The sequence below is a fragment of the Cupriavidus sp. YR651 genome (genome assembly GCF_900101625.1).
Taxonomy (GTDB): Bacteria; Pseudomonadota; Gammaproteobacteria; order Burkholderiales; family Burkholderiaceae; genus Cupriavidus.
On sequence record NZ_FMYZ01000002.1, the window covers coordinates 615,591 to 641,404 of the forward strand.

At 63.4% G+C, this 25,814-nt stretch carries 24 protein-coding genes and 1 tRNA gene; 11 read left to right on the forward strand and 14 right to left on the reverse strand.

Features of this window, described 5'->3' with window-relative positions:
* Positions 1-4: 4 nt before the first annotated feature.
* The 4 genes from BLR29_RS08990 to BLR29_RS09005 all read right to left on the reverse strand — a co-directional run bounded on the left by BLR29_RS08990 (position 5) and on the right by BLR29_RS09005 (position 4,076).
* Positions 5-1,315 (reverse strand): MFS transporter, encoded by a 1,311-nt coding sequence (locus BLR29_RS08990; RefSeq protein ID WP_092136355.1) that lies wholly within the window; start codon positions 1,313-1,315, stop codon positions 5-7.
* A 72-nt stretch (positions 1,316-1,387) separates the two neighbouring features.
* Complete coding sequence (locus BLR29_RS08995) at positions 1,388-2,149, reverse strand: SDR family oxidoreductase (RefSeq protein ID WP_092136357.1); 762 nt, start codon at positions 2,147-2,149, stop codon at positions 1,388-1,390.
* Positions 2,150-2,404: 255 nt separating this feature from the next.
* On the reverse strand, positions 2,405-2,647 hold the full coding sequence (locus tag BLR29_RS09000; protein ID WP_092136359.1) for a hypothetical protein: 243 nt from the start codon (positions 2,645-2,647) through the stop codon (positions 2,405-2,407).
* On the reverse strand, positions 2,640-4,076 hold the full coding sequence (locus BLR29_RS09005) for an aldehyde dehydrogenase family protein (RefSeq protein ID WP_092136361.1): 1,437 nt from the start codon (positions 4,074-4,076) through the stop codon (positions 2,640-2,642). Before BLR29_RS09005 ends, BLR29_RS09000 begins: the two co-directional genes overlap by 8 nt.
* 162 nt (positions 4,077-4,238) lie before the next feature.
* On the opposite strand from BLR29_RS09005, the gene ppa reads away from it, so the two are divergent.
* Together ppa and BLR29_RS09015 are read left to right on the forward strand one after the other, a co-directional pair.
* Complete coding sequence (gene ppa / locus BLR29_RS09010) at positions 4,239-4,766, forward strand: inorganic diphosphatase (protein ID WP_092136363.1); 528 nt, start codon at positions 4,239-4,241, stop codon at positions 4,764-4,766.
* Positions 4,767-4,968: 202 nt separating this feature from the next.
* Entirely contained in the window at positions 4,969-5,535 is a 567-nt protein-coding gene (locus BLR29_RS09015; protein WP_092136365.1) for a cytochrome b, read from the forward strand.
* Here the strand turns inward: BLR29_RS09015 and BLR29_RS09020 are convergent, their stop codons facing one another.
* A complete protein-coding gene (locus tag BLR29_RS09020; RefSeq protein ID WP_092136711.1) occupies positions 5,536-6,777 on the reverse strand; it encodes a GNAT family N-acetyltransferase in 1,242 nt (413 codons plus the stop codon).
* A gap of 157 nt (positions 6,778-6,934) precedes the next feature.
* On the opposite strand from BLR29_RS09020, the gene BLR29_RS09025 reads away from it, so the two are divergent.
* Together BLR29_RS09025 and glnK are read left to right on the forward strand one after the other, a co-directional pair.
* A complete protein-coding gene (locus BLR29_RS09025; RefSeq protein ID WP_092136367.1) occupies positions 6,935-8,998 on the forward strand; it encodes an NAD(+) synthase in 2,064 nt (687 codons plus the stop codon).
* 167 nt (positions 8,999-9,165) lie between these two features.
* On the forward strand, positions 9,166-9,504 hold the full coding sequence (gene glnK, locus BLR29_RS09030; RefSeq protein WP_061957551.1) for a P-II family nitrogen regulator: 339 nt from the start codon (positions 9,166-9,168) through the stop codon (positions 9,502-9,504).
* Positions 9,505-9,575: 71 nt separating this feature from the next.
* On the opposite strand, the gene BLR29_RS09035 is transcribed toward glnK, so the two are convergent.
* The 3 genes from BLR29_RS09035 to trxB form a co-directional block, all read right to left on the reverse strand.
* Positions 9,576-10,223 (reverse strand): trimeric intracellular cation channel family protein, encoded by a 648-nt coding sequence (locus BLR29_RS09035; protein WP_092136369.1) that lies wholly within the window; start codon positions 10,221-10,223, stop codon positions 9,576-9,578.
* Complete coding sequence (locus BLR29_RS09040) at positions 10,223-10,888, reverse strand: Smr/MutS family protein (RefSeq protein ID WP_092136371.1); 666 nt, start codon at positions 10,886-10,888, stop codon at positions 10,223-10,225. Before BLR29_RS09040 ends, BLR29_RS09035 begins: the two co-directional genes overlap by 1 nt.
* A 72-nt stretch (positions 10,889-10,960) precedes the next feature.
* Entirely contained in the window at positions 10,961-11,914 is a 954-nt protein-coding gene (trxB, locus tag BLR29_RS09045; protein WP_092136373.1) for a thioredoxin-disulfide reductase, read from the reverse strand.
* A gap of 177 nt (positions 11,915-12,091) precedes the next feature.
* On the opposite strand from trxB, the gene BLR29_RS09050 reads away from it, so the two are divergent.
* The 3 genes from BLR29_RS09050 to BLR29_RS09060 all read left to right on the forward strand — a co-directional run bounded on the left by BLR29_RS09050 (position 12,092) and on the right by BLR29_RS09060 (position 15,688).
* Positions 12,092-14,425 carry a DNA translocase FtsK gene (locus BLR29_RS09050; protein ID WP_092136375.1) on the forward strand — a complete coding sequence of 778 codons (2,334 nt, stop codon included), beginning with the start codon at positions 12,092-12,094 and terminating at the stop codon, positions 14,423-14,425.
* A 157-nt stretch (positions 14,426-14,582) separates the two neighbouring features.
* On the forward strand, positions 14,583-15,221 hold the full coding sequence (gene lolA, locus BLR29_RS09055; protein WP_092136377.1) for an outer membrane lipoprotein chaperone LolA: 639 nt from the start codon (positions 14,583-14,585) through the stop codon (positions 15,219-15,221).
* Positions 15,222-15,235: 14 nt separating this feature from the next.
* Positions 15,236-15,688, forward strand: coding sequence for a hypothetical protein (locus BLR29_RS09060; RefSeq protein WP_092136379.1), 453 nt, complete (start codon positions 15,236-15,238; stop codon positions 15,686-15,688).
* 16 nt (positions 15,689-15,704) lie between these two features.
* On the opposite strand, the gene BLR29_RS32390 is transcribed toward BLR29_RS09060, so the two are convergent.
* Positions 15,705-15,872 (reverse strand): hypothetical protein, encoded by a 168-nt coding sequence (locus BLR29_RS32390; protein WP_176860900.1) that lies wholly within the window; start codon positions 15,870-15,872, stop codon positions 15,705-15,707.
* Between the two features lie 146 nt (positions 15,873-16,018).
* Positions 16,019-16,702 carry a hypothetical protein gene (locus BLR29_RS09065; protein ID WP_092136380.1) on the reverse strand — a complete coding sequence of 228 codons (684 nt, stop codon included), beginning with the start codon at positions 16,700-16,702 and terminating at the stop codon, positions 16,019-16,021.
* A 289-nt stretch (positions 16,703-16,991) separates the two neighbouring features.
* Here BLR29_RS09065 and BLR29_RS09070 point away from each other — a divergent pair, with 289 nt between their 5' ends.
* From BLR29_RS09070 to BLR29_RS09085, 4 genes are all read left to right on the forward strand, one after another.
* Positions 16,992-18,437, forward strand: coding sequence for a replication-associated recombination protein A (locus BLR29_RS09070; RefSeq protein ID WP_304441183.1), 1,446 nt, complete (start codon positions 16,992-16,994; stop codon positions 18,435-18,437).
* A gap of 136 nt (positions 18,438-18,573) precedes the next feature.
* On the forward strand, positions 18,574-19,881 hold the full coding sequence (gene serS / locus BLR29_RS09075) for a serine--tRNA ligase (protein ID WP_092136713.1): 1,308 nt from the start codon (positions 18,574-18,576) through the stop codon (positions 19,879-19,881).
* An 83-nt stretch (positions 19,882-19,964) separates the two neighbouring features.
* A tRNA-Ser gene (locus tag BLR29_RS09080) sits at positions 19,965-20,054 on the forward strand.
* 183 nt (positions 20,055-20,237) lie between these two features.
* Positions 20,238-20,828, forward strand: coding sequence for a recombinase family protein (locus BLR29_RS09085; RefSeq protein ID WP_092136382.1), 591 nt, complete (start codon positions 20,238-20,240; stop codon positions 20,826-20,828).
* Between the two features lie 49 nt (positions 20,829-20,877).
* On the opposite strand, the gene BLR29_RS09090 is transcribed toward BLR29_RS09085, so the two are convergent.
* The 4 genes from BLR29_RS09090 to BLR29_RS09105 form a co-directional block, all read right to left on the reverse strand.
* Positions 20,878-22,533, reverse strand: a complete 1,656-nt coding sequence (locus BLR29_RS09090) for a hypothetical protein (protein WP_092136384.1) — start codon at positions 22,531-22,533, stop codon at positions 20,878-20,880.
* 643 nt (positions 22,534-23,176) lie between these two features.
* A complete protein-coding gene (locus BLR29_RS09095; RefSeq protein WP_092136386.1) occupies positions 23,177-23,881 on the reverse strand; it encodes a phospholipase D-like domain-containing protein in 705 nt (234 codons plus the stop codon).
* Positions 23,882-23,920: 39 nt separating this feature from the next.
* Positions 23,921-24,403, reverse strand: a complete 483-nt coding sequence (locus BLR29_RS09100) for a hypothetical protein (protein WP_092136389.1) — start codon at positions 24,401-24,403, stop codon at positions 23,921-23,923.
* Between the two features lie 104 nt (positions 24,404-24,507).
* Positions 24,508-25,407, reverse strand: a complete 900-nt coding sequence (locus BLR29_RS09105) for a rolling circle replication-associated protein (RefSeq protein WP_092136391.1) — start codon at positions 25,405-25,407, stop codon at positions 24,508-24,510.
* Positions 25,408-25,814 lie beyond the last annotated feature (407 nt).

A 25,814-nucleotide genomic window follows, 5' to 3' on the forward strand; every position in this document is an offset into this window, starting at 1 on the left:
CAGCTCAGTCCCGCTTGCCGACCATCCGTGCCGGCACCGACAACGTCAGCGCCGCGCCCACCACCAGGCAGACCGCCAGCAGGTACATGCCGGTGTCCGTGCTGTGCGTCAGGTCCTTCAGCCAGCCCACCGCATACGGGCTGATGAATCCGGCCAGGTTACCCAGCGAGTTGATCAGCGCGATACCGGCCGCCGCGCCCGTGCCGGCCAGGAAGGCCGTCGGCAGACTCCAGAACAGCGGCAGCGTGGTGAGGATGCCGATTGTCGCCAGCGTCAGCGCCACCATGGCCAGCGTGGTGTCGCCGTGCCACTGCACCGACAGCACCAGCCCCACCGCACCCGCCAGCGCCGGCAGCGCGATGTGCCAGCGCCGCTCGCCACTGCGGTCCGCGCTGTAGGCCACCAGGATCATGCCGATCACCGCGCAGCCGTAGGGAATCGCCGTCAGCAGGCCGATGTCGAGCGCGCCCTTTACACCGGTCTGCTTGATGATCGTCGGCAGCCAGAAGCTCACGCCGTACAGGCCCATCACGAAGCAGAAGTAGATCGCACTCATCAGCCACACGCGCGGGCTGGCCAGCACCTTGCTCACGGGCGGGTCTTCCTTGTGCTGGTCTTCGTCGGCGATATTGCGCTCCAGCAGCGCCTTTTCGTCGGCCGTCAGCCACTTGGCGTGCGAGATGCGGTCGTCCAGGTAGGCGAGCACCCACAGGCCGACGAGGATCGACGGAATGCCTTCCAGCAGGAACATCCATTGCCAGCCGGCCCAGCCGTTGTGACCGTCGAACGACTGCATGACCCAGCCTGACAGCGGGCCGCCGATCACGCCGGACAACGCAATGGCCGTCATGAAGAACGTGGTGGTGCGGCCGCGCCGGTTGGCCGGGTACCAGTAGGTCAGGTACAGGATGATGCCGGGGAAGAAGCCGGCTTCCGCCACGCCCAGCAGGAAGCGCAGCACGTAGAACATCGTCGGCGTGGTGACGAACATCATCGCCGCCGAGATCAGCCCCCACGTGATCATGATCCGCGCGATCCAGATGCGCGCGCCTACCTTGTGCAGGATCACGTTGCTCGGCACCTCGAACAGGAAGTAGCCGATGAAGAAGATCCCCGCGCCCAGGCCGTAGATGGTCTCGCTGAACTTCAGGTCGTTGAGCATCTGCAGCTTGGCAAAGCCCACGTTGACGCGGTCCAGATAGGCCACCACGTAGCAAAGCAGCAGGAACGGCACCAGCCGCCAGCTCACCTTGCGATAGGTGGCGTCCTCGAAGCCGGCGTCGCGCACGCCGGGATTGACTGCGGTCGTGGTCATGGTTGTCTCCTCATTGGGTATGGTTTTATTTACGACGTACCGCGGGTTGAAAAATGGGTCAGGACGAGGGCGCTAGACGCAGCGTCCGCCGTCCACTTCGATGCAGGTGCCAGTGATGAAGGCGGCCTCGTCGGAGGCCAGGTACAGGCAGGCGTTGGCCACGTCCTGCGGGGTCGACATGCGGCCCATCGGGATCGTGGCGAGAAATTTGGCGCGGTTCTCGGGGGTATCGGGCACGCCCATGAATTGCTCGAGCAGGCCGGTGGCGCCGATCACGGGATTCACGCAGTTCACGCGGATATTGTCCGGGCCCAGTTCGGCGGCCATGGCCTTGCTGGCGACGATCACCGCGCCCTTGCTGCCGTTGTACCAGACCAGGCCCGGGCGCGGCCGGATGCCGGCCGTGGATGCGATGTTGACGAAGTTGCCACCGCCACGGCGGCGGAAGTGCGGAATGAAGTGATGCGCCGACCAGTAGATGCTCTTGACGTTGACCGCGTAGACGCGGTCGAACTCTTCCTCGGTCACTTCCATGATCGGCTTGTTGCGGTGGGTCGTGCCGGCGTTGTTGACGACGATATGCACGTCGCCGAAAGCGGCAAGCGTGGCGTCGCGCATCGCCGCCACGTCAGCGCCTTGCGCCACGTCCGCACGTACCGCGCGGGCCTGGCCGCCCGCGTCGCGGATGGCCCTGGCCACGATTTCCGCGGCGTCCAGGTTCAGGTCCGCCACCATCACACTGGCGCCTTCCCGCGCGAAGGTGTGGGCAATGCCCTCGCCGAAGCCGGAACCGCCGCCCGTGACTACCGCTACCTTGCCAGCCAGCCTTGCCATTGCATGTCTCCTGTTGATGCCCGCCGCGATCTTGGTGCCGCTGGCGGGCCGTGCATCGGTGAAAAATTCGAGAGGTTTTAGTCGGAAAAGGTGTTCGGCGGCGCAGCCCGATTCTTTTGTTCGTGCTTCCTGGAGGTTGTATAAAAATGAAGCGAAGCGGTTCTGGCTAGGCGCGCGGCCGCAGACAGTACAAGTAGTACGGCAAGCGAATGTGGCTAACCCGGCAACGACGCCAGATCTTTTTTGAACAACCTCCTAGTGAGAGAACGGTCCCCGGCCGCGCAGGGCGTTGGCGACCATCATCACCGCCAGCAGGAAGGGCAGCGCGACATAGAGGCACCAGTGGACGCGGTCGCCCACCGTCTCGCCCCATTTGCGCTTGAAGACTTGCAGGCGGGGCATGCCGGATGGGTTGGTGGCGCGCTTGTTCCGGACATGCCACGCCATCCAGAAAAAGAAGATGGCAAATGCGATCGACAGAAAATTGATGTTACCCATGTTGAATGGCAATGGTTTTCAGAGTGGTGAATCCGTACAGGGCCTCGAAGCCCTTTTCACGGCCGTAGCCGGACTGGCCGGTGCCGCCGAATGGCAGCTCCACGCCGCCGCCGGCACCGTAGTTGTTGATGAAGACCTGGCCGGCGCGCAGCTTGCGGGCCAGGCGCATCTGGCGTGCGCCGTCGCGCGTCCACAGGCCGGCCACCAGTCCGTACGCCGTGCCGTTGGCCAGGCGCACGGCCTCGTCCTCGGTATCGAACGGCATGGCGGCCAGCAGCGGGCCGAAGACTTCCTCCTGGGCCAGGCGGTGCGTTGGCGGAACGTCGCGGAACAGCATCGGCACCTGGTAGTAGCCGGACTCCGGCGCCTCGCCGACGATCTGGCCCTGCGCCATCACGGCGATGCCGGCGTGCTGGGCATCGGAGACGAAATCCCACACGCGCTGCTGTTGCCTGCGGCTGATCAGCGGGCCGCATTCGAGGTCCAGTTCCGACGGTCCCACGCGCAGCGATTCGAACACGCCGGACAGCCGATCCAGCAGCGCCTCGTAGACGGGACGCTCCACCAGCAGGCGGCTGCCGGCTGAACAGGTCTGGCCGGCATTCTGGACGATGCCATTGACCACCACGGGCAGCAGCGCGTCCAGATCGGCATCGGCAAACACCAGCTGCGGCGACTTGCCGCCAAGCTCGAGCGTCACCGGGACGTGATTCTCGGCCGCAAGCTGGGCCACGAGCTTGCCGGTCTCGGGCGATCCCGTGAACGAGATATGGTTGATCCCCGGATGCCGGGCTAGCGCGGCGCCGGCCTCATGGCCGTAGCCCGTGACGATATTGAGCGCGCCTTCGGGCAGGCCGGCTTCGGCGGCCAGCTCGGCCACGCGCAGCAGTGACAGGCAGGCGTCCTCGGCCGGCTTGACCACGCAGGCGTTGCCGGTGGCCAGCGCCGCGCCCACGCTGCGGCCGAAGATCTGCAGAGGATAGTTCCACGGGATGATGTGGCCGGTCACGCCGTGCGGCTCGCGGATGGTCAGCACCGTGTAGCCGGGCTGGTAGGGAATGGTCTGGCCGTGGAGCTTGTCCACGGCGCCGGCGTAGAACTCGAAGTAGCGCGCGACGGCACGGGCGTCGGCGCGGGCCTGGCGCAGCGGCTTGCCGGTATCGCGGGCTTCCAGCTCGGTCAGTTCGTCCTCATGGGCGATCAGGACCAGCGCCACCCGGTTCAGCAGGCGCACGCGATCGGCCGGGGCCATCGCACCCCAGGCGCCTTCGGCGGCCTGGCGGGCGGCGTGGACGGCCACGCTGATGTCGGTGCTGTTGCCGCGGGCGATCTCCGCAAACGGTTGGCCGCTGGAGGGGTCGAATACCTTGATGCGCAGGCCGGAGTCGGGGGCGATCAGGCGGTTGGCGACGAAATGCTGGGCGTGCATGGGTGCCTCCGGGGCTCAGGTTTTGAGCAAATGCTTAATCGGGAATGCCGCATTATCGCGCAGTGCGCGGGCCGCGCAAGGCACCTGCTTTGTCAGCGTGCGGTCAGGCCTGACCCGCTATAATGCCGCCCATCCCACAACACTGGCATTCGGAGAACTCGCATGAGCTTCAACCTCGTCTCCCCGGGCAAGGACATTCCCAACGATTTCAACGTCATCATCGAGATCTCGGCCCAGAGCGATCCGGTGAAGTACGAGGCCGACAAGGAAACCGGCCTGCTGTTCGTCGACCGTTTCATCGGCACTGGCATGCGCTATCCGGCCAACTACGGCTTTATCCCCCAGACCCTGTCGGGCGACGGCGACCCCGTGGATGTGCTGGTGCTGACTCCGTTCCCGATCCTGGCTGGCGCTGTCGTGCGCTGCCGTGCGCTCGGCATGCTGAAGATGACCGACGAATCCGGCGTGGACGCCAAGCTGGTGGCCGTGCCTGTGGACAAGCTGTCGCCGGCCACCGCCTTCATGAAGGGCCTGTCGGATGTGCCGCAGAACCTGCTGGACCAGATCAAGCACTTCTTTGAGCACTACAAGGCACTCGAAGCCGGCAAGTGGGTGAAGGTGGACGGCTGGGCCGGCATCGAAGAAGCCCACAAGGAAATCATCGACGGCGTGGCGAACTACAAGAAGTAAGCGGCACCCGGCGGCTTCTGCCAGAATGAACCCCGCCAGCGTGCGGGGTTTTTTTATGACTTCCGGGCGATCTTGCGGCCCCGGACTGGGCATCGCCCGCGATAGCGCGCGGCTTTGCACGCAGACGCGAAGCGAGTGCCGGAGCCTCCGCGCATCCCCCGGCAATCACCCAAGCGCCTGTTGCGCCGCACAAGGAGTCTTCATGCGATTCGTGCCTGCCGCCGGAGAGCCGGACGGCATCCGCCGCTATGCGCCACCGCTGGTTTATCTGCACTGGGCGATGTTCGTGCTGGTGGGAGTGGCCTACGTCGCCATCAACCTGAAGGGGATGTTTCCCCGGGGCAGCGACGCCCGGTCGATGGCGATGGCCACCCATGAGGTTGCCGGCATCCTCGTGCTGGGGCTGGCCGCGCCAAGGCTGCTGTGGCGTCTCGTGGCCGGCGCACCGCCGCCGGAGCCGGGCCCGCGATGGTCGCACGTGCTGGCGCATGGCGCCCACATCGTGCTGTATGCATTTCTCTTCGCCCAGCCGGTGCTGGGGTGGCTGACGGTCAATGCGACGGGGCATGCGGTCGAGCTGCGCTCGCTGGGGATCGTGCTGCCCACGCTGGTCTCGCCGGACAAGGCGCTGGGCACGACGTTGAAGGGCGTGCACGAATGGCTGGGGACGGCGTTCTACCTCGTCATCGGCCTGCATGCCATGGCCGCGCTGTTCCACCACTACATGCTTGGCGACAACACCCTGCGGCGGATGGGGCGCGGCCGCTGATCAGCCGCGTGCGAACGGATTGCGCTCGTTGAGCTCGTCCATGTAGGCGTCGATGCCCTGGCGCTCGCGCACCAGGAAGCGCTCGACCGCGTCGGCAAACGACGGATGGGCGAGCCAATGCGCCGAACGCGTGGCCACGGGCAGGAAGCCGCGTGCCATCTTGTGTTCGCCCTGCGCGCCGCCTTCGAACGTGCGCAAGCCTTCGGCGATGCAGAATTCCAGCGGCTGGTAATAGGCCGTCTCGAAGTGCAGGCAGGGGTGGTGCTCCAGCGCGCCCCAGTAGCGGCCGTAGAGCGTGCTGACCTTCGGGTCCGCGTCGTAGAAAACCAGCGAACTGGCAATGGCCTTGCCGTCGCGTTCGGCGATGACCAGCAGCAGGTGCTCCGGCATCGCTTCCCCAATCCTGCGGAAGAAATCGAGGTTCAGGTACGGCGTGGAGTGATGCTCGCGGTAGGTCTGGCGGTAGCAGCGGTTGAACAGCTTCCACGCTTCATCGTCGATCTCCGCGCCGCGCAGTTGCCGGAACGTGATGCCGGCCTCGGCCACGCGGCGGCGTTCGGCACGGATATTCTTGCGCTTCTTTTGCGACAGCGTGGCCAGGAAGGCTTCGAAGCTGTCATAGCCCGGATTGGTCCAATGGAACTGCACGCCATGCCGCATCATCATGCCGGCTTCCTGCATCAGGTCCGCCTCATGGTCCGACGGGAAGAGCACATGCAGCGACGAGAGCTGGCTTTCTTCGGCCAGTGCCAGGGCAAAGCGCAACAGCACGCGGCGCGCGATATCGCTTTCGGCCAGTAGCCGGGCGCCGCGCACCGGCGTGAATGGAATGGCGGATAACCACTTGGGGTAGTAGGGGATGTCGTGCTGGCGATAGGCATCGGCCCAGGCCCAGTCGAACACGTATTCCCCGTAGGAGTGGGATTTTGCGTAGAGCGGCATCGCGGCGGCCAGCCGGTCCCGGCCGGGGGCGTGGCCATCGGGCACCCAGAGGGTCAGGAAACGGGCCGACCAGCCGGTGTCGTCGGTGGCGCTGCCGCTGGCGTGCATCGCATGCAGGAAGGCGTGACGCAGGAACGGCGTGGCTTCGGGCTGCGCGGCGACCAGGGCGTCCCAGTCGGCGGCGTCGATGTCGGCCAGGTCCGACACAATATCCGTCCGGTAGTTGGCCACCGGATCGCTCTCCAGCGGGGACTTCCCGGCCTCCCGGTCTTCCACCGGCTTGCAAGATTCCGACTGCATTCCGCCCGATCCACTCATGAATTCCATGTTTTCCGACACTTCAGCGCCGGTCGAGTCTACCGGAAGACTTGCTGCAGTGCAGGCGGCACAGGTGCATGACACGACGTGCGGCGCGGGCGCGTCGTAGAATGGCAAAAAGCCGCCATCCAGGCCCGACATGACACACCCATTCTTCAATCTCTATTCCCACGGCTTTGCGCGCGTGGCCGTTGGCGTGCCCGAGTGCCGGGTGGCCGATCCCGCCTACAACGCCGCGCAGACGCTCGCGCTGGCGCGGCAGGCTGCCGACGGCGGCGCGGCGCTGGTCGCGTTCCCGGAACTGGGCCTGTCGGCCTACACCTGTGACGACCTGTTCCATCAACGCGCGCTGCTGCGCGAATGCGAAACGGCGCTGCAGCAGATCGTGGATGCATCGGCCTCGATTCCGGCTGCGCTGATTGTCGGCATGCCGCTGCTGGTGGAACACCAGTTGTTCAACTGCGCCGTGGTGGTGGCCAACGGGGCAGTCCGGGGCGTGGTGCCCAAGAGCTATCTGCCGAACTACTGGGAGTTCTACGAGGCGCGCCAGTTCAGCGCCGCCGATTGCGCGCCCACGGGCCGCATCCCGCTGCTCGGCGTGAACGTGCCGTTCGGGGCGGGGCTGCTGTTCGAGATCGAGAACATCCCGTTCTTCCGTTTCCATGTGGAAATCTGCGAGGACGTCTGGGTGCCGATTCCGCCATCGTCGTTCGCGGCGCTGGCCGGGGCGACGGTGCTGGTGAACCTGTCGGCGTCGAATATCGTGATCGGCAAGTCCGGCTACCGGCACCAGCTGGTGTCGCAGCAGTCGGCGCGTTGCCTGGCGGCCTACCTGTACACCTCGGCCGGCAAGGGCGAATCGTCGACCGACCTGGCCTGGGACGGGCAGGCGCTGATCTATGAGAACGGTGAACTGCTGGGCGAATCGGAGCGCTTTTCCGATACGTCTCATTTGCTGTTTGCCGACGTGGACCTGGAGCGCTTGTCGCGCGAACGCATGCACCAGACCACGTTTGGCCAGTCGGTGCGCCGCCATCGCGAGGAGGTGGAGCAGTTCGACGTGGTGACTTTCCGCGTCGAGGTGCCGATGACGAAGGACCTGCCGCTGCAGCGCAAGGTCGAACGCTTCCCGTACGTGCCGTCGGACCCGCGCCGCCGCGACGAGCGCTGCATGGAGGTCTACAACATCCAGGTCCAGGCGCTGGTGCAGCGACTGTCGTCCAGCAAGATTTCCAAGGTGGTGATCGGCGTGTCCGGCGGGCTCGATTCCACCCACGCGCTGTTGGTCTGCGCCAAGACCATGGACCGCCTGGGACTGCCGCGCTCGAACATCCTGGCCTACACGATGCCGGGCTTTGCGACGAGCGACCGTACGCTGCAGCAGGCCCGCCAGCTGATGACGCTGATTGGCTGCACGGCGCGCGAGATCGACATCCGCCCGAGCTGCATGGCGATGCTCAAGGACCTGGGCCATCCGTACGCGCATGGCGAGCCGGTCTACGACGTGACCTTCGAAAACGTGCAGGCCGGCGAGCGCACCAATCACCTGTTCCGGCTGGCCAACCACAACCATGCGATCGTCATCGGGACCGGTGATCTCAGCGAACTGGCGCTGGGATGGTGCACCTATGGCGTTGGCGATCACATGTCGCACTACAACGTGAACGCCAGCGTGCCGAAGACGCTGATCAGCCACCTCGTACGATGGGTGGCGGAAACCGGGCAGGTGGCGGCGGGCGGGCAGGATGTGCTGCTGGCCGTGCTGGCCACGGACATCAGCCCGGAACTGGTGCCTGGCGGCGCGACTGGGAAGGGGCAGGACGAGGCGCCCGAGCAGAAGACCGAGAACATCATCGGCCCGTACGAGTTGCAGGATTTCAACCTGTACTACACGCTGCGCTTCGGGTTTTCGCCGTCCAAGGTCGCGTTTCTGGCGCTATCCGCCTGGGGTGACGTGGAACGTGGCGTCTGGCCGAACGGCCCGCATGTGGCGCGCAACGCGTACCAGCTTCCGGAAATCAAGCGCATCCTCGGTATCTTCGTCGACCGCTTCTTCCGTACGAGCCAGTTCAAGCGGTCCTGCATCCCCAATGCCCCGAAAGTGGGCTCGGGCGGGTCGCTGTCCCCGCGTGGCGACTGGCGCGCGCCGAGCGACGGCGAATCGGCGGTGTGGATGCGCGATCTGGCGCGGATTCCCGACTGAAGGGCGCCGGCAATGCGATCGAATCCGGCTGGTTTCCGGCCGGATTCGAGCAATTTTCGACCGGTATCCGGGCGGTTTCCGGCCTTGTGTGGGCGGGTCCGCAGTCCCGGAGTGGGGTTTCGGGCTAGAATCTGTCATCTTCCGACAAACAAATACAGGGGCCAGCCATGAAGCAGATTACCGCCATCATCAAACCGTTCAAGCTCGACGAGGTGCGCGAGGCGCTGGCCGATGTGGGCGTGACGGGGCTGACGGTGACCGAGGTCAAGGGGTTTGGCCGTCAGAAGGGGCACACCGAGCTGTATCGCGGCGCCGAGTACGTGGTGGACTTCCTGCCGAAGATCAAGATCGAGGTGGTGGTTGCCGAGAATCAGCTGGATACGGTGCTGGATTCGATCGTCAAGGCGGCCCACACGGGCAAGATCGGTGACGGCAAGATCTTCGTGACGGAAATCGAGCGCGTGATCCGCATCCGTACCGGCGAACAGGACGAAGCGGCCGTCTGATCGCCGAGACGTCGCCACACAATGGGAAAAGCCGGCCTTGCGCCGGCTTTTCTGCTTTCCGGCAAGTGCCGCTAACTGGGGAGCTTCCAGCCGAGCTGGACCGACAGCAGCCGCATGGCCATCGTGACCAGGGCGCCGGCCAGCAGCGCCAGTTCCTGGTCCGCACGCAGCCAGGTCAGCCCGACATAGACCCAGCAGCCGACGAACGAGCATGTGGCATAGGGTGAACGGTCGCGCAAGATCATCGGCACCTCGTTGCACAGCACGTCGCGCACCACGCCGCCGAACACGGCCGAGATGATGCCCATCATGACCGCCACCGTCGGCGTCATCTGCGCCACCAGCGCCAGTGACGTGCCTGTCACAGAGAACAGTCCGAGCCCGATCGCGTCGGCCACCAGCATGGCGCGGTCCGATGCCACGGTGCTGACCACGCGGAAGACGATGGCCGCGCCAATCGACATCGCGAAGATCAGCAACACGTAGTATTCGTGCTCGACCCAGTAGAAGGGCCGGCGGTCCAGCAGCACGTCACGCACGGTGCCGCCGCCGAATGCGGTGGCGAAGGCGACGATGAAGGTGCCGACGGCATCGAGCCGCTGCTTGCGGGCATCGACCACGCCGGAGATGGCAAACGCCAGGACGCCGATGACCTCCATCACGTGAAGGATCAGGGGCAGCCGCCCCATCAGGAGATCGATCGGCAGGTGCAGGTGCATCAGGCGCGCGGCTGGCGCAGCAATATCATGAGGGCGCCCGCGCCGCCCAGGGACTCGCGGGCCTGGACGAAGGCGATGACCTCTTCCTTCTGCACCAGCCAGCTGCGCACCTTGCCCTTGAGCACGGGCAGCTTGTCGGGCGAGCCGATGCCCTTGCCGTGGATCACGCGCACGCAGCGCACGCCGTTGCGTACGGAGCGCCGCAGGAATTCGGCCAGTGCCTCGCGTGCTTCGTCGCTGCGCAGCCCATGCAGGTCCACCTTGTCCTGCGGTACCCATTCGCCGCGCCGCAGCTTCTTGATCACGTCCAGCCCGATGCCGGGGCGGCGGAAAGACATGGTTTCGTCGATATCGAGCAGGTTCTCGACATCGAACTCGTCGGACAGGGAGGCCTCCAGCACGGCCTTGTCGTTGCGCTGGGTCTGCACCGCGACGGGGGCGGGAAGTTTCTGAGGGGGCGAGACGCGATTGCGGTCGCGCAGGGTGCTGACCTGGCCGATGCTGGCGCGGAAGACGTTGGCTTCTTCCTCGGCGCGCCGTGCGGCGGCTTCGGCTGCGATGCGCTCGGCCTCGCGCCGTTCGGCATCGGCCTTCAGGTCGTCACGCAGGTTGGCCAGATCGTGCAGGCCGAATCGCTTGGATGGGGTTTTTGCGCCGTGCGGCATGGGATTTCTCCGGGGGCTCGGCGACGATTATATCGGGGGACGCCGGGGCGCAGGGCCCCGGCAGGTCGGACCTTACTGCAGGGCTTCCACGAAGCGCTGGGCGTCCAGCGCGGCCATGCAGCCCGTGCCGGCGCTGGTGATGGCCTGGCGGTAGACGTGGTCCTGCACGTCGCCGGCGGCAAACACGCCCGGGATGCTCGTGGCGGTGGCGTCGCCGCCCAGGCCGCTCTTGGTCACGATGTAGCCGTTCTTCATCTCGAGCTGGCCTTCGAACAGGTCGGTGTTCGGCTTGTGGCCGATCGCCACGAACACGCCGGCCAGCTTCAGCTCTTCGGTCTGGTTCGTATCCTTGGTGCCGCGGATGCGCAGGCCGGTCACGCCCGATTCGTCGCCCAGCACTTCGTCCAGCGTGCTGTCGTAGCGAAGTTCGATGCGGCCTTCCTTGACGCGCTGGAGCAGGCGGTCCACCAGGATCGGCTCCGCGCGGAACTTGTCGCGGCGGTGGATCAGCGTCACCTTGCTGGCGATGTGCGACAGGTACAGTGCTTCCTCGACGGCCGTGTTGCCGCCGCCGATGACGGCGACTTCCTGGTTCTTGTAGAAGAAGCCGTCGCAGGTGGCGCAGGCGGACACGCCGCGGCCCATGAAGGTTTCTTCCGAGGGCAGGCCCAGGTACTGCGCCGAGGCGCCGGTGGCGATGATCAGGGAATCGCAGGTGTACTCGCCGGAGTCGCCGATCAGGCGGATCGGCCTTTCGGTCAGCTTGGCCGTGTGGATGTGATCGAAAATGATTTCAGTGTTGAAGCGCTCGGCGTGCGCCAGGAAGCGCTGCATCAAGTCCGGGCCCTGCACGCCGTTAGCATCGGCAGGCCAGTTTTCCACGTCGGTGGTGGTCATCAGCTGGCCGCCCTGGGCCAGGCCGGTGATCAGTACGGGGTTCAGGTTGGCGCGGGCTGCGTAGACGGCGGCGGTGTAGCCGGCGGGACCGGACCCGAGAATCAGTACTTTTGCGTGTTTTGCGGACATGATGCTTTCCTGTGGCCGGCGTTGCGCGCCGTAGGCGTCGCGCCGGTGTAACTCGAAACCGCCATTATAAGTGGGCTGGCGTTTGCCTACTGTTGCAAATTCCAATGGAGGCGATAGGGCCGGCCAAGGTTAAAATGGCCGCCATCGTCCACATCGAGCGATCTATAGACCCACCGAATGGCCCGCGCAACCACCACTACCCGGACCGACCCGTCGGCACTCCCATCGCGCATCGGCAAGCTGCTTGGCGAGGTGCGATGGTTCCTGTTGCTCGCCGTCACCCTCGGCTTCCTGTGCGTGCTGGCCAGCTACAGCAAGGCTGACCCAGGCTGGTCCCACGCCAGCCAGGTGGCGGATATCCACAACCTGGGCGGCCGCGTCGGCGCCTGGGTGGCGGACGTGCTGTTCTTCATCTTCGGCTTCTCCGCCTACTGGTGGAGCGTGCTGCTGATGCGCCGCTGCTGGCGCGGGTGGCGCACGCTGACCGCGGAGCTGCCCGAACGCGTGGCGGAGCCCCATCACAGCGTGACCATCAGCTGGATCGGCTTCGCGCTGACGCTGGTGTCCAGCATGGGTCTCGAAGCCATTCGCATGTATCCGCTGCGGTCGGCGCTGCCGCGCGCGCCCGGCGGCGTGCTGGGCGATCTGCTCGGCGGCTGGCTGCAACTGGCGCTGGGGTTCTCCGGCGCCACGCTGCTCCTGCTGCTGATGTTCGCCATCGGGCTGTCGCTGCTGTTCCATTTCTCCTGGCTCTCCGTGGCCGAACACGTCGGCGGTTTCGTCGAGACGCTGTTCCTCGGCTTCAAGGCCCGCCGCGAGAAGAAGCAGGACCGCATCATCGGCGCCGCGGCCAAGGTGGAACGCACCGAGACCGTGGAAGTCCAGCGCGTGCGCCAGGAGGAAGCGGTGCCGGTGCAGATCGTGCGTCCGCAGGCCGTGCCCAAGCACGAGCGCGTGGAGCGCGAGAAACAGCAGCCGCTGTTCGCCGATATCCAGGACTCCGCCCTGCCGCCGCTGTCGCTGCTCGATCCGACTCCCACCCACCAGGAAACGGTGAGCGCCGAGACGCTGGAATTCACATCCCGCCTGATCGAGAAGAAGCTCAAGGACTTCGGCGTCGAGGTCAAGGTCGTGGCTGCCTATCCCGGTCCGGTCATCACGCGCTACGAAATCGAGCCGGCCACCGGCGTGAAGGGCAGCCAGGTCGTCAATCTGGCGCGCGACCTGGCGCGGAGCCTGTCGCTCGTGTCGATCCGCGTGGTCGAGACCATCCCGGGCAAGAACTACATGGGGCTGGAACTCCCCAATCCCAAGCGTCAGACCGTTCGTCTGTCTGAAATTCTCGGTTCCCAGGTCTACAACGAAAGCGCCTCCAGCCTGACGATGGCGCTGGGCAAGGACATCGCCGGCAAGCCGATGGTGGCCGATCTGGCCAGGATGCCCCACTGCATGGTTGCGGGCACGACCGGTTCCGGCAAGTCGGTGGGCATCAACGCGATGATCCTGTCGCTGCTCTACAAGGCCCGCGCCGATCAGGTGCGGCTGATCCTGATCGACCCGAAGATGCTGGAAATGAGCGTCTACGAGGGCATCCCGCACCTGCTGTGCCCGGTGGTGACGGATATGCGCCAGGCTGGCAATGCGCTGAACTGGGCCGTGGGCGAGATGGAGCGCCGCTACAAGCTCATGAGCAAGCTTGGCGTGCGCAACCTGGCCGGCTACAACAAGAAGATCGACGAGGCGGCGGCCCGGGAAGAGAAGATCCCGAATCCGTTCAGCCTGACGCCGGACGCGCCGGAGCCGCTCGACAAGTTGCCGACGATCGTGATCGTCATCGACGAACTGGCCGACCTGATGATGGTGGTGGGCAAGAAGGTCGAGGAACTGATCGCCCGCATCGCGCAGAAGGCGCGCGCGGCCGGCCTGCACCTGGTGCTGGCCACGCAACGTCCGTCGGTGGATGTGATCACCGGCCTGATCAAGGCCAACGTGCCGACGCGGATCGCGTTCCAGGTCAGCAGCAAGATCGACTCGCGCACCATCCTCGACCAGCAGGGCGCGGAAGCGCTGCTGGGCATGGGCGACATGCTCTACCTGGCGCCGGGCACCGGCCTGCCGATACGCGTGCACGGCGCCTTTGTGTCCGACGACGAGGTCCACCGCGTGGTCGACAAGCTCAAGGAATCGGGCGCGGCCAACTACATCGAGGGCATCCTTGAAGGCGGACTGGTTGACGGCGACGGTGCGGGCGACAGCCTGGGCGGCGGCGCCGGGATTGCCGGCGGCGGCGGTGGCGAGGCCGATCCGCTCTACGATCAGGCGGTGGAAGTGGTGATCAAGAACCGCCGGGCGTCGATCTCGCTGGTGCAGCGCCATCTGCGCATCGGCTACAACCGTGCCGCACGGCTGCTGGAAGACATGGAGAAGGCTGGGCTGGTCTCCGCCATGTCGGGCAATGGCAACCGCGATATTCTGGTGCCCGCCGGGGCCTCGGCACGCGACGACGAGTAGCCGACGACGAATAGTTTGCGTTGGGGCCGGCGACGAATAGCCGGCGACGGGCGAAATGTGACGGGTAACATACCGTTACCGTCGTCACAGGAATTCGCCTTCCAACGCCGTGCTCTAACCCGGCATCCAGTGACTCACGAAGAAGGGATCTGAATCCATGGGATATCGCATTCTTGCGTCGACGTGTGCGGCGCTGGCCATGCTGGCCGCCACCGTGCCGGCCGCCCAGGCTGCCGCCACCGACCAGTTGCAGAGCTTTGTCACGAGCGTGAAGAGCGCTCGCGGCGAATTCACGCAAAAGCAGCTCAAGGGGCAGGGCGGTGACGCCAAGGTGGCGGGCTCGTCCAGCGGCACGTTCGCGTTCTCGCGGCCTGGCAAGTTCACGTGGCGCTACACCAAGCCGTATGACCAGCTGTTGCAGGCCGATGGCCAGACGCTCTACATCTACGACAAGGACCTGAACCAGGTCACCGAGCGCAAGCTTGACGGCGCGCTGGGCTCCAGCCCGGCCGCCATCCTGTTCGGCAGCAACGACCTGACGAAGAACTTCGACGTGAAGAATGGCGCGACGCGCGATGGCGTGGAGTGGCTGGACCTGACGCCGAAGTCGAAGGACACGCAGTTCGAGAAGATCAGCATCGGCTTCAAGGGCGGCAACCTGGAGGCGATGGAGTTGCGCGACGCGTTTGGCAACACCACGCTGCTGACATTCACCGCCATGCAGAAGAATCCGTCGCTGCCGGCGGACGCATTCCGCTTCACGGTGCCCAAAGGCGCCGACGTGATGAAGCAATAGGAGCCGCGATCAACATGACCCCGTCGTTCGATTTGTCGTCCGCTTCTTCGTCGGTTCCATCGTCCGTGCCGCCGGCCCGCCGCAAGCTCGGTGTGCCGGGTGGCGCCCTGGTCGCCGCGCTGTTGTTGTCCGCCTGCGCCCATTCCGGCGCAAGCAAGTTCGATGTCGATGCCTTCCTGCGCGCGTCCGACACGGCGCTGCCGGAAGTGCTCGGCAATGCGGATTTCCTGAAAGCAACGCGCGTATCGCACGAGCAATGCGCCACGCTCCTGCAGTCGCCTCACATCGGCGCGCTGGAGGACCTGCCGGCCAGCAACACGGCGCGGGGCCCGGCATGGCTGCTCCATCCGGCGGGTTCGCCGGACAAGGTCTGGCTGGTGGTGAGCGAGGCCGGTGGCCAGCGCAACTGCCACGGCCCGCTGCCCGCGGACGCCATGAAGGCCCTGACGTCGCGGGCCAAGGGCTGACGCCCCTGGGGAAGGGCTACGCCTGCGCCTCGCGCGCGTAGCGCTGCCGCGGCACGGGCAGCTTTTGCAGCTTCTCGCGCCGGATGCGGATCGCCTCCTCGTCACCGCGCTTGATGGCCGCGCGCAGCTTCAACACGGCTTTCCGGTATTGCTTTTTCTTGCGGATGCGGGTCGTGATGGCCATGGCAGTGGCTCCCTCCTGGATGACGGCAACGGCGCCGGCTGACCGCCATGGTAAGCCCGACGGCCGCGGTCACGGCCGAAGTCAAAAGAATTCAGATCGGGCGTCGAAGGGACTGAATTTGGCTCCGGCACACGGCCGGTGGCGATTCAGAGCAGAAAGCGACGGTTATCGTTCGGCGGGTAGGGTGTTTCGACCTTGCGGAACCGCAACTTGGTGCTGCTATTGAGCTTGCGGCCGGCCATCTTGCGCTGCAGCTGGCGATGCACGGCCCCAATATGGCCTACGGATCCCTGCGCGTATGGCTTGCCGTCGGTGGCGCCCGGCAGGCCGCCACCAGCCGCCAGCGCGGCATTGTGGGCCGCGGCCGATTTCTGGATCAGGACGTCCAGCACCTGGCGCGCCCGCACCGCCGCGTGAAGCGGACCGTCGGCCGGGTTGGCGCGGGCGCGGACCGCATCTTGCGGCAACTGCACATTGCCGGCCACGCGGCGCAGCCCCGCACGGAGTTCCGCGCCGTCCATTTCCGCTTCCTGCACGATCCACACGGCGTCATGCCGCAGCCAACCTTCCACGTCCGCCAGCCGGCGCACCAGCGCGGGCAGCAGCAGGGCGCCGCCAAACCGGCGCGAGCGGCGGATCGCGCTTAGCCCGATCCGGCGTACCTGCGGATTCTCATGGTCGATCAGGTCCGAGATCACGCGGTCGGCGTCCTCCTGTGCGGAAATCAGCTCGGCAAATTGCCCTGCCAGCGAGATCTCCTCCACGCCGCTGAGCTTGTTCTTGCTCGCGAGCCTGGACATCTTGAACAACAGCATGCGGTAACGCAGCATAGAAATCCTCGAACTTGGTAACCGATGAATGTCTGCGACAACCGCCGGTCACGCCGGCGTGGCGTCTCGCGTCGAATAAGACGCGGGCCATTGGAAGGTATCGGCAACACGGCAGGAATCTTTAGCCCGTTGCCGCACATTTTCAGGCGGCTCGGCACCGGGCGTGGGGGCTGGATGGTTGTGGGTGCGGACTGGCGGGCTGGCAAGCGTCAATCGTCTACACTGTCACGTTCCGCGCCGCTGCCGGCCGCTGCCGCCGCGCGCGCTTTGACTACGAGGTAGATCGACCGTGGCGGACTCGCTGTTTTCCGACCCCCCTGAACGTACCCGCCAGCCGCTGGCGGAGCGCCTGCGCCCACGCACTATCGATGACGTGATCGGGCAACAGCACCTGCTCGGCCCCGGCAGGCCGCTGCGTGTGGCGTTCGAATCGGGCGAACCGCATTCGATGATCCTGTGGGGCCCGCCCGGCGTGGGCAAGACCACCCTGGCGCGGCTGATGGCGGACGCCTTCGATGCGGAGTTCATCGCGCTGTCCGCGGTGCTTTCTGGCGTCAAGGACATCCGCGAAGCGGTGGAACGCGCCGAGCAGTACCGCGCGCATGGCCGCCGCACGCTGGTGTTCGTGGATGAGGTGCACCGCTTCAACAAGAGCCAGCAGGATGCCTTCCTGCCACACGTGGAAAGCGGCTTGTTCACGTTCATCGGCGCGACGACCGAAAATCCATCGTTCGAGGTCAACGGCGCACTGCTGTCGCGTGCCGCCGTCTACGTGCTCAAGAGCCTGGACGAGGGCGAACTGGGGCAGCTCGTGCTGCGCGCCAGCGAGGAACTGGGCGGCGTGACGTGGGATGAGGAGGCCTTGCAGCTGATCGTCGCTTCCGCCGACGGCGATGGGCGCAAGCTGCTGAACAACATCGAGATCGTGGTGCGTGCAGCGCGAAACGCTGGCGTGGACAAGGTCGATACCGCATTGCTGGGCAGCGCGCTGTCCGAGAACCTGCGCCGTTTCGACAAGGGTGGCGACGCGTTCTATGACCAGATCAGCGCGCTGCACAAGTCGGTGCGCGGCTCCGATCCCGACGGCGCGCTGTACTGGTTCTGCCGGATGCTGGATGGTGGCGCCGACCCGCGCTATCTGGCGCGGCGCATTGTGCGGATGGCGTGGGAAGACATCGGCCTGGCCGATCCCCGTGCCGCCCGCATCACGCTGGACGCCGCCGAAACCTATGAGCGCCTGGGATCGCCCGAAGGCGAGCTGGCACTTGCGCAGGCGCTGATCTACCTGGCCGTGGCGCCGAAGTCGAACGCGGGCTACAACGCCTACAACGCCGTGCGTGCTTTCGTTGCCAAGGACAAGTCGCGCACGGTCCCCGTGCACCTGCGTAACGCGCCCACCAAGTTGATGAAGGAGCTGGGCTACGGCCACGCGTACCGCTATGCCCATGACGAGCCGGAGGCCTACGCTGCCGGCGAGCATTACCTGCCGGACGACCTGCGCCGCCAGGACTGGTACCAGCCCACGCCGCGCGGGCTGGAGGGCAAGATTGGCGACAAGCTGCGCCATTTGCGCGACCTGGACGACGCCTGGCATCGGGCACGGAAGGGCGGGGCGCGTGGGCCGGCGGGCGGCGGCGAGATGGGGCAAATGAGGGACGAAAAGAAGGGCGAAAAGAAGGACGAAAAGCATGGCGAAAATGCGGCCCGTGACCCCGACCCGGAGGGCGATCGCTAAGCGGCCACCCGAAGCCGATTCTGAAATCGCGGAACAGGACCGTAAATCCCGGCAGATTCGGTCACGGCAGGGCTGGCCGGTGCAGTAAAATGTCGCGTTCGCCGGCATGTCGCCGGCACTGCACACCGATCGCAACATGCTCGACATCCAGCTGCTCCGCAAAGACATCGACGCCGTGGCCCAACGCCTTGCCACGCGCGGATTCCAACTCGACGTGGCTGCGTTCAAGGCCATCGAGGCCGAACGCAAGCAACTGCAGACCCAGACCGAGGAGCTGCAGGCCCGCCGCAACAGCCTGTCCAAGCAGATCGGCATGCTCAAGGGCAAGGGCGAGGATGCCTCGGGCCCGATGGCGGAGGTGGCTGGCATCGGCGACACGCTGAAGGCATCGGCCCAGCGACTCGCCGAGATCCAGGAACAGATCAGCGACGCCGTGCTCTCGATTCCCAACCTGCCGGATGAGAGCGTGCCGGTCGGCAAGGACGAGACCGCCAACGTGGAAGTGCGCCGCGTCGGCACGCCGCGCACGTTCGACTTCGAGATCAAGGATCACGTGGACGTGGGCGCGAAGCTCGGCTTGGACTTCGACACCGCCGCGCGCGTGACCGGCTCGCGCTTCGCGTTCCTTCGCGGCGGCGTGGCCCGCATGCATCGCGCGCTGGTGCAACTGATGGTGGACACGCATTCCGCCGAGCACGGCTACACGGAGATGTACGTGCCGTACATCGTCAATGCGGCGTCGATGCGAGGTACCGGCCAACTGCCGAAGTTCGAGGACGACCTGTTCAAGGTGCCGCGCAAGGTAGGCGGCGAAGACGGCCAGGACGCCATCGAGAATTTCTACCTGATCCCGACCGCCGAAGTGCCGCTGACCAATATGGTTCGCGATGCGATCGTCGCCGGCGACAAGCTGCCGCTGCGCTTTGTCGCCCATACGCCATGCTTCCGCTCGGAGGCGGGTTCCTACGGCAAGGACACGCGCGGCATGATCCGCCAGCACCAGTTCGACAAGGTGGAAATGGTGCAGGTGGTGGCGCCCGATCAGTCGATGGCCGCGCTGGAAGAGCTGACTGCGCACGCCGAGGCAATCCTGAAGAAGCTGGAACTGCCGTTCCGCACGATCGTGCTGTGCACGGGCGACATGGGCTTCGGCAGCACCAAGACCTACGACCTGGAAGTCTGGATCCCGGCGCAGAACACGTATCGCGAGATCAGCTCCTGCTCGAATATGGGCGATTTCCAGGCGCGCCGCATGCAGGCGCGTTTCCGCGCGGGCCAGGGCAAGCCGGAACTCGTGCATACGCTCAACGGCTCCGGCCTCGCCGTTGGTCGCACGCTCGTCGCGATCCTGGAGAACTACCAGAATGCCGACGGTTCGGTGACAGTGCCGAAGGCGCTGCAGCCGTACATGGGCGGCATCACGCGCCTGGAACCGGAAGCGTAAAAATTGTTGCGGAAGTCGCTTGCATTCCCGCGAGCGATCTCGCTATAATCTTGGTTTCGCCGCTGACGCGCGACCCAGTTACCGGAGAGGTGGCAGAGTGGTCGAATGTACCTGACTCGAAATCAGGCGTAGGTGCGAGCCTACCGTGGGTTCGAATCCCACCCTCTCCGCCATATAAGAAGCCACCCAGCAGCATCGGGTGAGCAACAACTTGCTGTATCGCTCAAACCGACGCACTGCGCAAGCAGCCGTCGGTTTTGTTTTTCTGCGAAGCCCATCCTTAGCGGGGTATGGAGTCTGCTATCAGACGCACGACATAGATTGTTCCAAACAACAACAATCTACTCAGCGGTCACATGTTAGTCGGATATGCACGCGTAAGTACGCAGGAACAAGAAACACACGCCCAAACCGATGCACTGCGTAACGCAGGCGTCGGTTTTATTTTTTCCGAGAAGCGATCAGGCGGCAGCATGGCCAAGCGGCCTGCACTCGAGGAAATGCTCACCAAGATCGGCGCCGGCGACACGGTTGTCGTGTACAAGCTGGACCGCATCGCACGCTCGCTCAAAGACCTACTCATCATCATCGAGCGAATCGAGGCTGCAGGGGCAGAATTCCGCAGCTTGACGGAACTAATTGATACCCGTTCCCCGGCTGGGCGGATGTTCTTCCAAATCGTAGGGGCATTTGCAGAGTTCGAACGCGAGCTGATCCGAGAGCGAACACGCGTAGGGATGGCGGCGGCAATGCGGCGCGGGGTCAAGATGGGCCGACCCACGGCCATGAGCGAAGCAGAAGAGGCCGAAGCTATGCGACTATGGTTCACAGGCGACTACACAAAAATCGCCCTAGCCCGCCGATACGGCACACACATCTCCAGCATCAAACGAGCCATCAAGCGATACCGTGAGCGTCACCAACCAAGCCTCCTGGACGCAGCGTAACGTGATAGCGCTGCAAGGCGTGTGCTCACGGCACCGCACGTAGCTGCTGCTAAATCCCATACCGGCTGACTCGAATCGAGTTCAACAGGCTCGTTGCTTTGATGCGTTCCAGCGCTTCCTTTGCCTTAGCTGCAATTTCTGCATGCTCAGTGTCTACCCATCTCAACGTCCACTTGATCAGAGCTGACAATGTTGGGTCACGGTGATCACCCATGAATAGCGCATAGTAGTCGTCTACCGAGGCCTTCCTCATCGCTTCGATATGTTCGGGGTTGTAGCCGCTGTTCTTAGCCATAAAGCTGACAGCCTCTTCGAGGCTGGGCAGCTGCGTGAGCGTGCTTTGCACAGTCGCGAAGGTGGCACGAAGTTTTCCGTCATCGATAGTTCCGCCGAAGGGATGCCCGGTTAAATCAAATGTTGCGGGCTTCGCCATATTCGTATCGACATATTTGCCGATCAAGTCGTCTGCTAAATCGTCTCGTCTCAGCTCTCTCAGCAGGCGGACGGTGCCGTTGAGATCGCCAACGCTGATTTCAGCGAGCGCGCTAGTCGCGGAGGAATGGAGGTCCGTGATAAACAGTTCCTGATCGCCGACAAAGGAGTTGTGAAAGCGCTGCCATGTGGCCGTAAACGGTACGGACACTTCTGTGCGGCGAAGCTCTTCATCCGTTTTTTTAGCGACGTCTACGAACCCTGTTCCCTCAAGGTAACCACGCTCCACCACGCGTGCAATGGCGAGATCGAAGTCATCGACGTGAGTAAATCCGTAAGCCTTCAGCCGCTTCACCCAGGCCACCGTTATGGGATCTCGCTCAGCCTCCTTCATGAACGAGATCAAGTCCTTATTCCACTTCTCAATGTCTTCGATCTTTGGCTTAGAAGAGTCGGGAGCGTACGCGCACCAGCAAAGCAAAACGGTGGTCGCGATGGATGCCTCGACTACCTTAGGGTGCATTCCACTTGTGGTCGCTGTAATACGCTCCACTAGTTGCCGAAGCTTTCGCAGGATGCGGACGTTGGTGATTTCGAGATCGGCGACGTGGCGGTACACCAGGTGTCTATAAGTATCATTGGGGTCAAAAACCACGTCGAAAGCTTCTTGCACTGTTGGTGCGTAGTGAATTTCGAAATCGACGGCCTTTTCGCGGTAAGCGCGGTATGCATCTTTATCGGCAAGCTTCTCAGCGTTGAAGATCAAGGCTACTTTGCAACTGCGTTCTTCGCTTAGTTCGGTAATGAAGCCTAGAATGTCCTCCGGCTTTATCTTTGTCCGTTCAAGGTCATCTATGCAGACGAGCGTGTCGTGGACGGCGCTAGGAGCAAGCGCTTCAAGTCCTAGCGAAACGCTACTGCCATGCGGAAGGCTTTTCAGCATCGGCGCGAATCGCGCGTATTGTCCTTTAAGCCAGTCCCTTGTGAGCGAGCTCCAGTGTTCATTGATTGTGCCGAAGTCTAGCTTTCTTCCAAGGGTGGCGACGGCTATCGACTTGGTGAAGAGCGCCATGCGCAACTCGGCCATGCTGTTGATGCCGAATAGGCTGACGTAGCAATAGTGCGTAAACTGAACGCTATCTTTGTGGGCCATCAGAGCCTCACGCCAAGCGTATGTCTTACCTGTACCCCAAGCCCCGGTAAGCGCTAGTACGTCAGCATCCTTGTTGCTCAGAAAATCCCGCAATACGTCCTTTGTGATTTGTACACTCATCCCCCCCTCCTTGGAAATTCATCAAAAGAAAAAACGAGTAGTTCGCGCGCGTCGTTTCGGCCGCCGAACTTCGACTATTCAGCGTAGGGATGCTGGGCGCCGCCAAGATCGTGGTAGTTTACCCCCGACAAAAACAACCGGGGTCAAACATGAGGCTAGCTCATGCTTTCTTGGTCATATGCGCGGTAGCCGCAAGCGGTCTTGCGAACGCCACCAAGTGTCGAAGCGGTAAGAAGACTTTGTACACGCAGGAAACCAAATGTCCCAGCGGCTACGCCGATGTCTCAGACACGTTTAACGGCACGGTCTCCACAATTGGAAAATCCGATGCTGTCCGGCAGCAGGAACAAGACTTTCTGTCAGGCCGAGCAAGGATGAACGCCGCGAGCGGCACAGCAGATCTATCTACGGTTAGCACCACCACCGTACAGGCTAGCTCAAATCAGGGAATGTGCTCTGCGCTTGCCGATCAAGCTCGCTCACTGGAGGCCGTCATGCGTCAGCCAAATTCACCTCAATGGCTCGACAACCTCAAGCAGCAACACAAGAACGTTCGCGACCAGCAGTACAGACTCGGCTGTTAATTGATGGCCAAAGAAGACTGCACGAAGGATTCCGGCCTCCGAGCAATTCCCAACTAAGTTCAGATGTCGTTCGAGTTGAGCCACACATCCGCGTAGGCATCCCGCTTCAGCCCCGCAATCTCCGAAGGCAACGGCGCAATGTATGTGGTGGACTTCTTAGCGGCATCCTTTAGCGACTGTCCAAGCACGTAGCACTCACCATCATCAATGATCACAATCCGATCATGAATCGTGTTGTTGCGTTTAACAGCGACTTGACGCCCAGTCTGTTGACGAAACGCCTCAAGAGCCGCCTTTACCTCAGCCTTCTTTGCGTTCGGTCCAAGAATCATATCCACGCTCGCGGACGAAGGAACAGCCGAAACGTAGGTGTCGAAGACGTTCGCATCGAGATAAGGGTCGACGACCAACACTCGATTCCGCACGCTTCCAAGAATGTCCCTCAGCGCGACAAAGAAGTCATAAACGGCTCCTGGGCCAAAAACGCTTCCTGGCTGCTGCTGTTGTGACAATCCATGCTCGAGCTTGGCAATAAGCGAATAGAGGCCCTGCAGAATCTGAGCAACCCACGTCGACGGGGTCAGCGCACCAGGCAGCATCCCCGCTGCAACTCGAAGAGATGTCGCGGCCTGTGAGTCCACGATATTGGCTACAGCCAAAAGATTCGCGATCCACTTCATCTGAGGAACTGCGTATCCTCGTTCGAAATCGGGGAGTGATTCCTCGAGTTCCCGAAGCTTTGCGAGCGCAATTTGCGGTTTCATATTTTTTCCTCCGAACACTGTTTGCGGCGGCGTAGCCGCTCACCAAACGTGCCAACCAGTAGCCTCGCGGATGATCGACCAGCATCTGTATGCTTGCATCACAGACATCACGGTCAAGAGTATTGTCATGGATGCCAATGACAAGCATACGGGCGTGTAAAGGGGGTCCATAAACGCCCCGAACCGTGTTCCAACCGCCAACCCCATGCCTGAGAAGGACTTCTGCGAAACGATCATCAAGCCAACGCCCATTAGCAACATAGTGACGGCCCGACCAGTATGACGTTGCTCAGTCGCCACCATCAGATAGAGCGCGCGCGCATCGGAGCGTATCAAATCTACAAGCGCCTGGCGCTTTTCCTGAGCTTGGGCATTGCGGGAATCAAGCGCTCGCGCCAATCGTTCGGAGAATACCGCTAGCCAGCGTTGCAGAAACGAGCTAGCGAAATTAATCAATATGCCAACGATAACCACACTGACCCACCAGCCGGGTGTGCTCAACAAACTCCAGAAATCGTTCATGACCGCTGCGAGATATTTGAAAGGGTAAAATTTACAACAATATTCGACCCGCAGCTAAGCCTTGACGAAATATTCTCCGAATATCTGTCACACGTAAGGGAAATTCACGGGGATGGCGAGGCTCCAACGAAGAAGTAGCGCCCACCATCGGACACATATGCCTGTATCTCATGCGCGGGGCACACTTCCATGGCTGCTTTCATGGCGTCCACGATCACCGTATGCATATCGGTCGTGTCCAGGCTGAAGTAGGTCACCGGCTCAGGCACAACGATGCCCTTGGACGTCCAGTAACGTTTTTTGTTGAGCTCGTGGTCATCAACGTCTTTGGTGATGTACTTCGCGATGTATGCGGCCAGCGCGTGACGCTTCCATTTGCCGCCAGTCTTTGGGTTTCGCACATCGACATTGCCATTGGGCCTGCCCAGCTCATCACGACCCACAATACGTCGCCAAATGCCACGCACGAGGTTGTAGACGAGGCGACCATGTACGGCCACATGGACATGCCAAGCGCCCCGCGTTTGGCGCTCAGGCACAGCAACGTAGTGCCACACGCCAGCACAACGCATGGCACGACGGAACGAGTCAAAATCGGCCTTGCAACGCTCGATGTCTTGCATGTTCTCCCGGTATGTGAGGGTCAGCAGACGATCAGCTTGAATGCTCTGACAGCGCAGTCGCACGTTCTTGCGGGCACGTTTCGAGGACGCATGTTTCGATTGCTCGACGTTCTCGGACTCACCGCGTTTTGCACGCGGCCGGGCTCGAATCTCATCCATCCGGGCACGCACTGCGAGCGGGTAGCCGTAGAAATTTACTGAGCCGTCGCCCTCGAAGTACCGCATGCGCCCAACGATAGTGTCCTTCCACGGACCATCGGTAAAGCCACGCCCCACATCGTTGTCACGTACCTGGGCTTGAAAGGCCAAGGCACGGGCATCCGCTTCGGAGTAATTGCCTTGAACAAGGCGATAGTTCGAATCTATACTGTTCGCACGCATTGCGAGTGTCCTTGAACGTGTCGCGATGTAGGCCCGGGTCTGCGCCAACAGATGCCGGGCTTTTTCATTTCGGCTTCGAGCTCATGTCGCCCTGCAAGCCGCGCCAGTACCGCATTTCCGTTAAGTGTTATTACTTCAAGTCTAGGGCTCGCTCCGCTCGCCCCGACCGTCCTCCTCCGTGCGGGCGGTCGGGGCGGCGGGCCAGACGCCCCTGCCAACCGCAACAGAAGCCCTTAGAGCGCCGTTGCCACATCCAAGCTACCCAGGCACCAAACGCCCTCAAAAGATTGAATAGAGCGCTTCGCGCTAGGGGCGCTCGCCGCGCGGCGTCTCCGGTCAGCCTGGGCGCGTCAGTGGCCCGCTGAGCTCGTCGTCCCTTTTCCGAACATAGTCCACTCCCTTCGGAC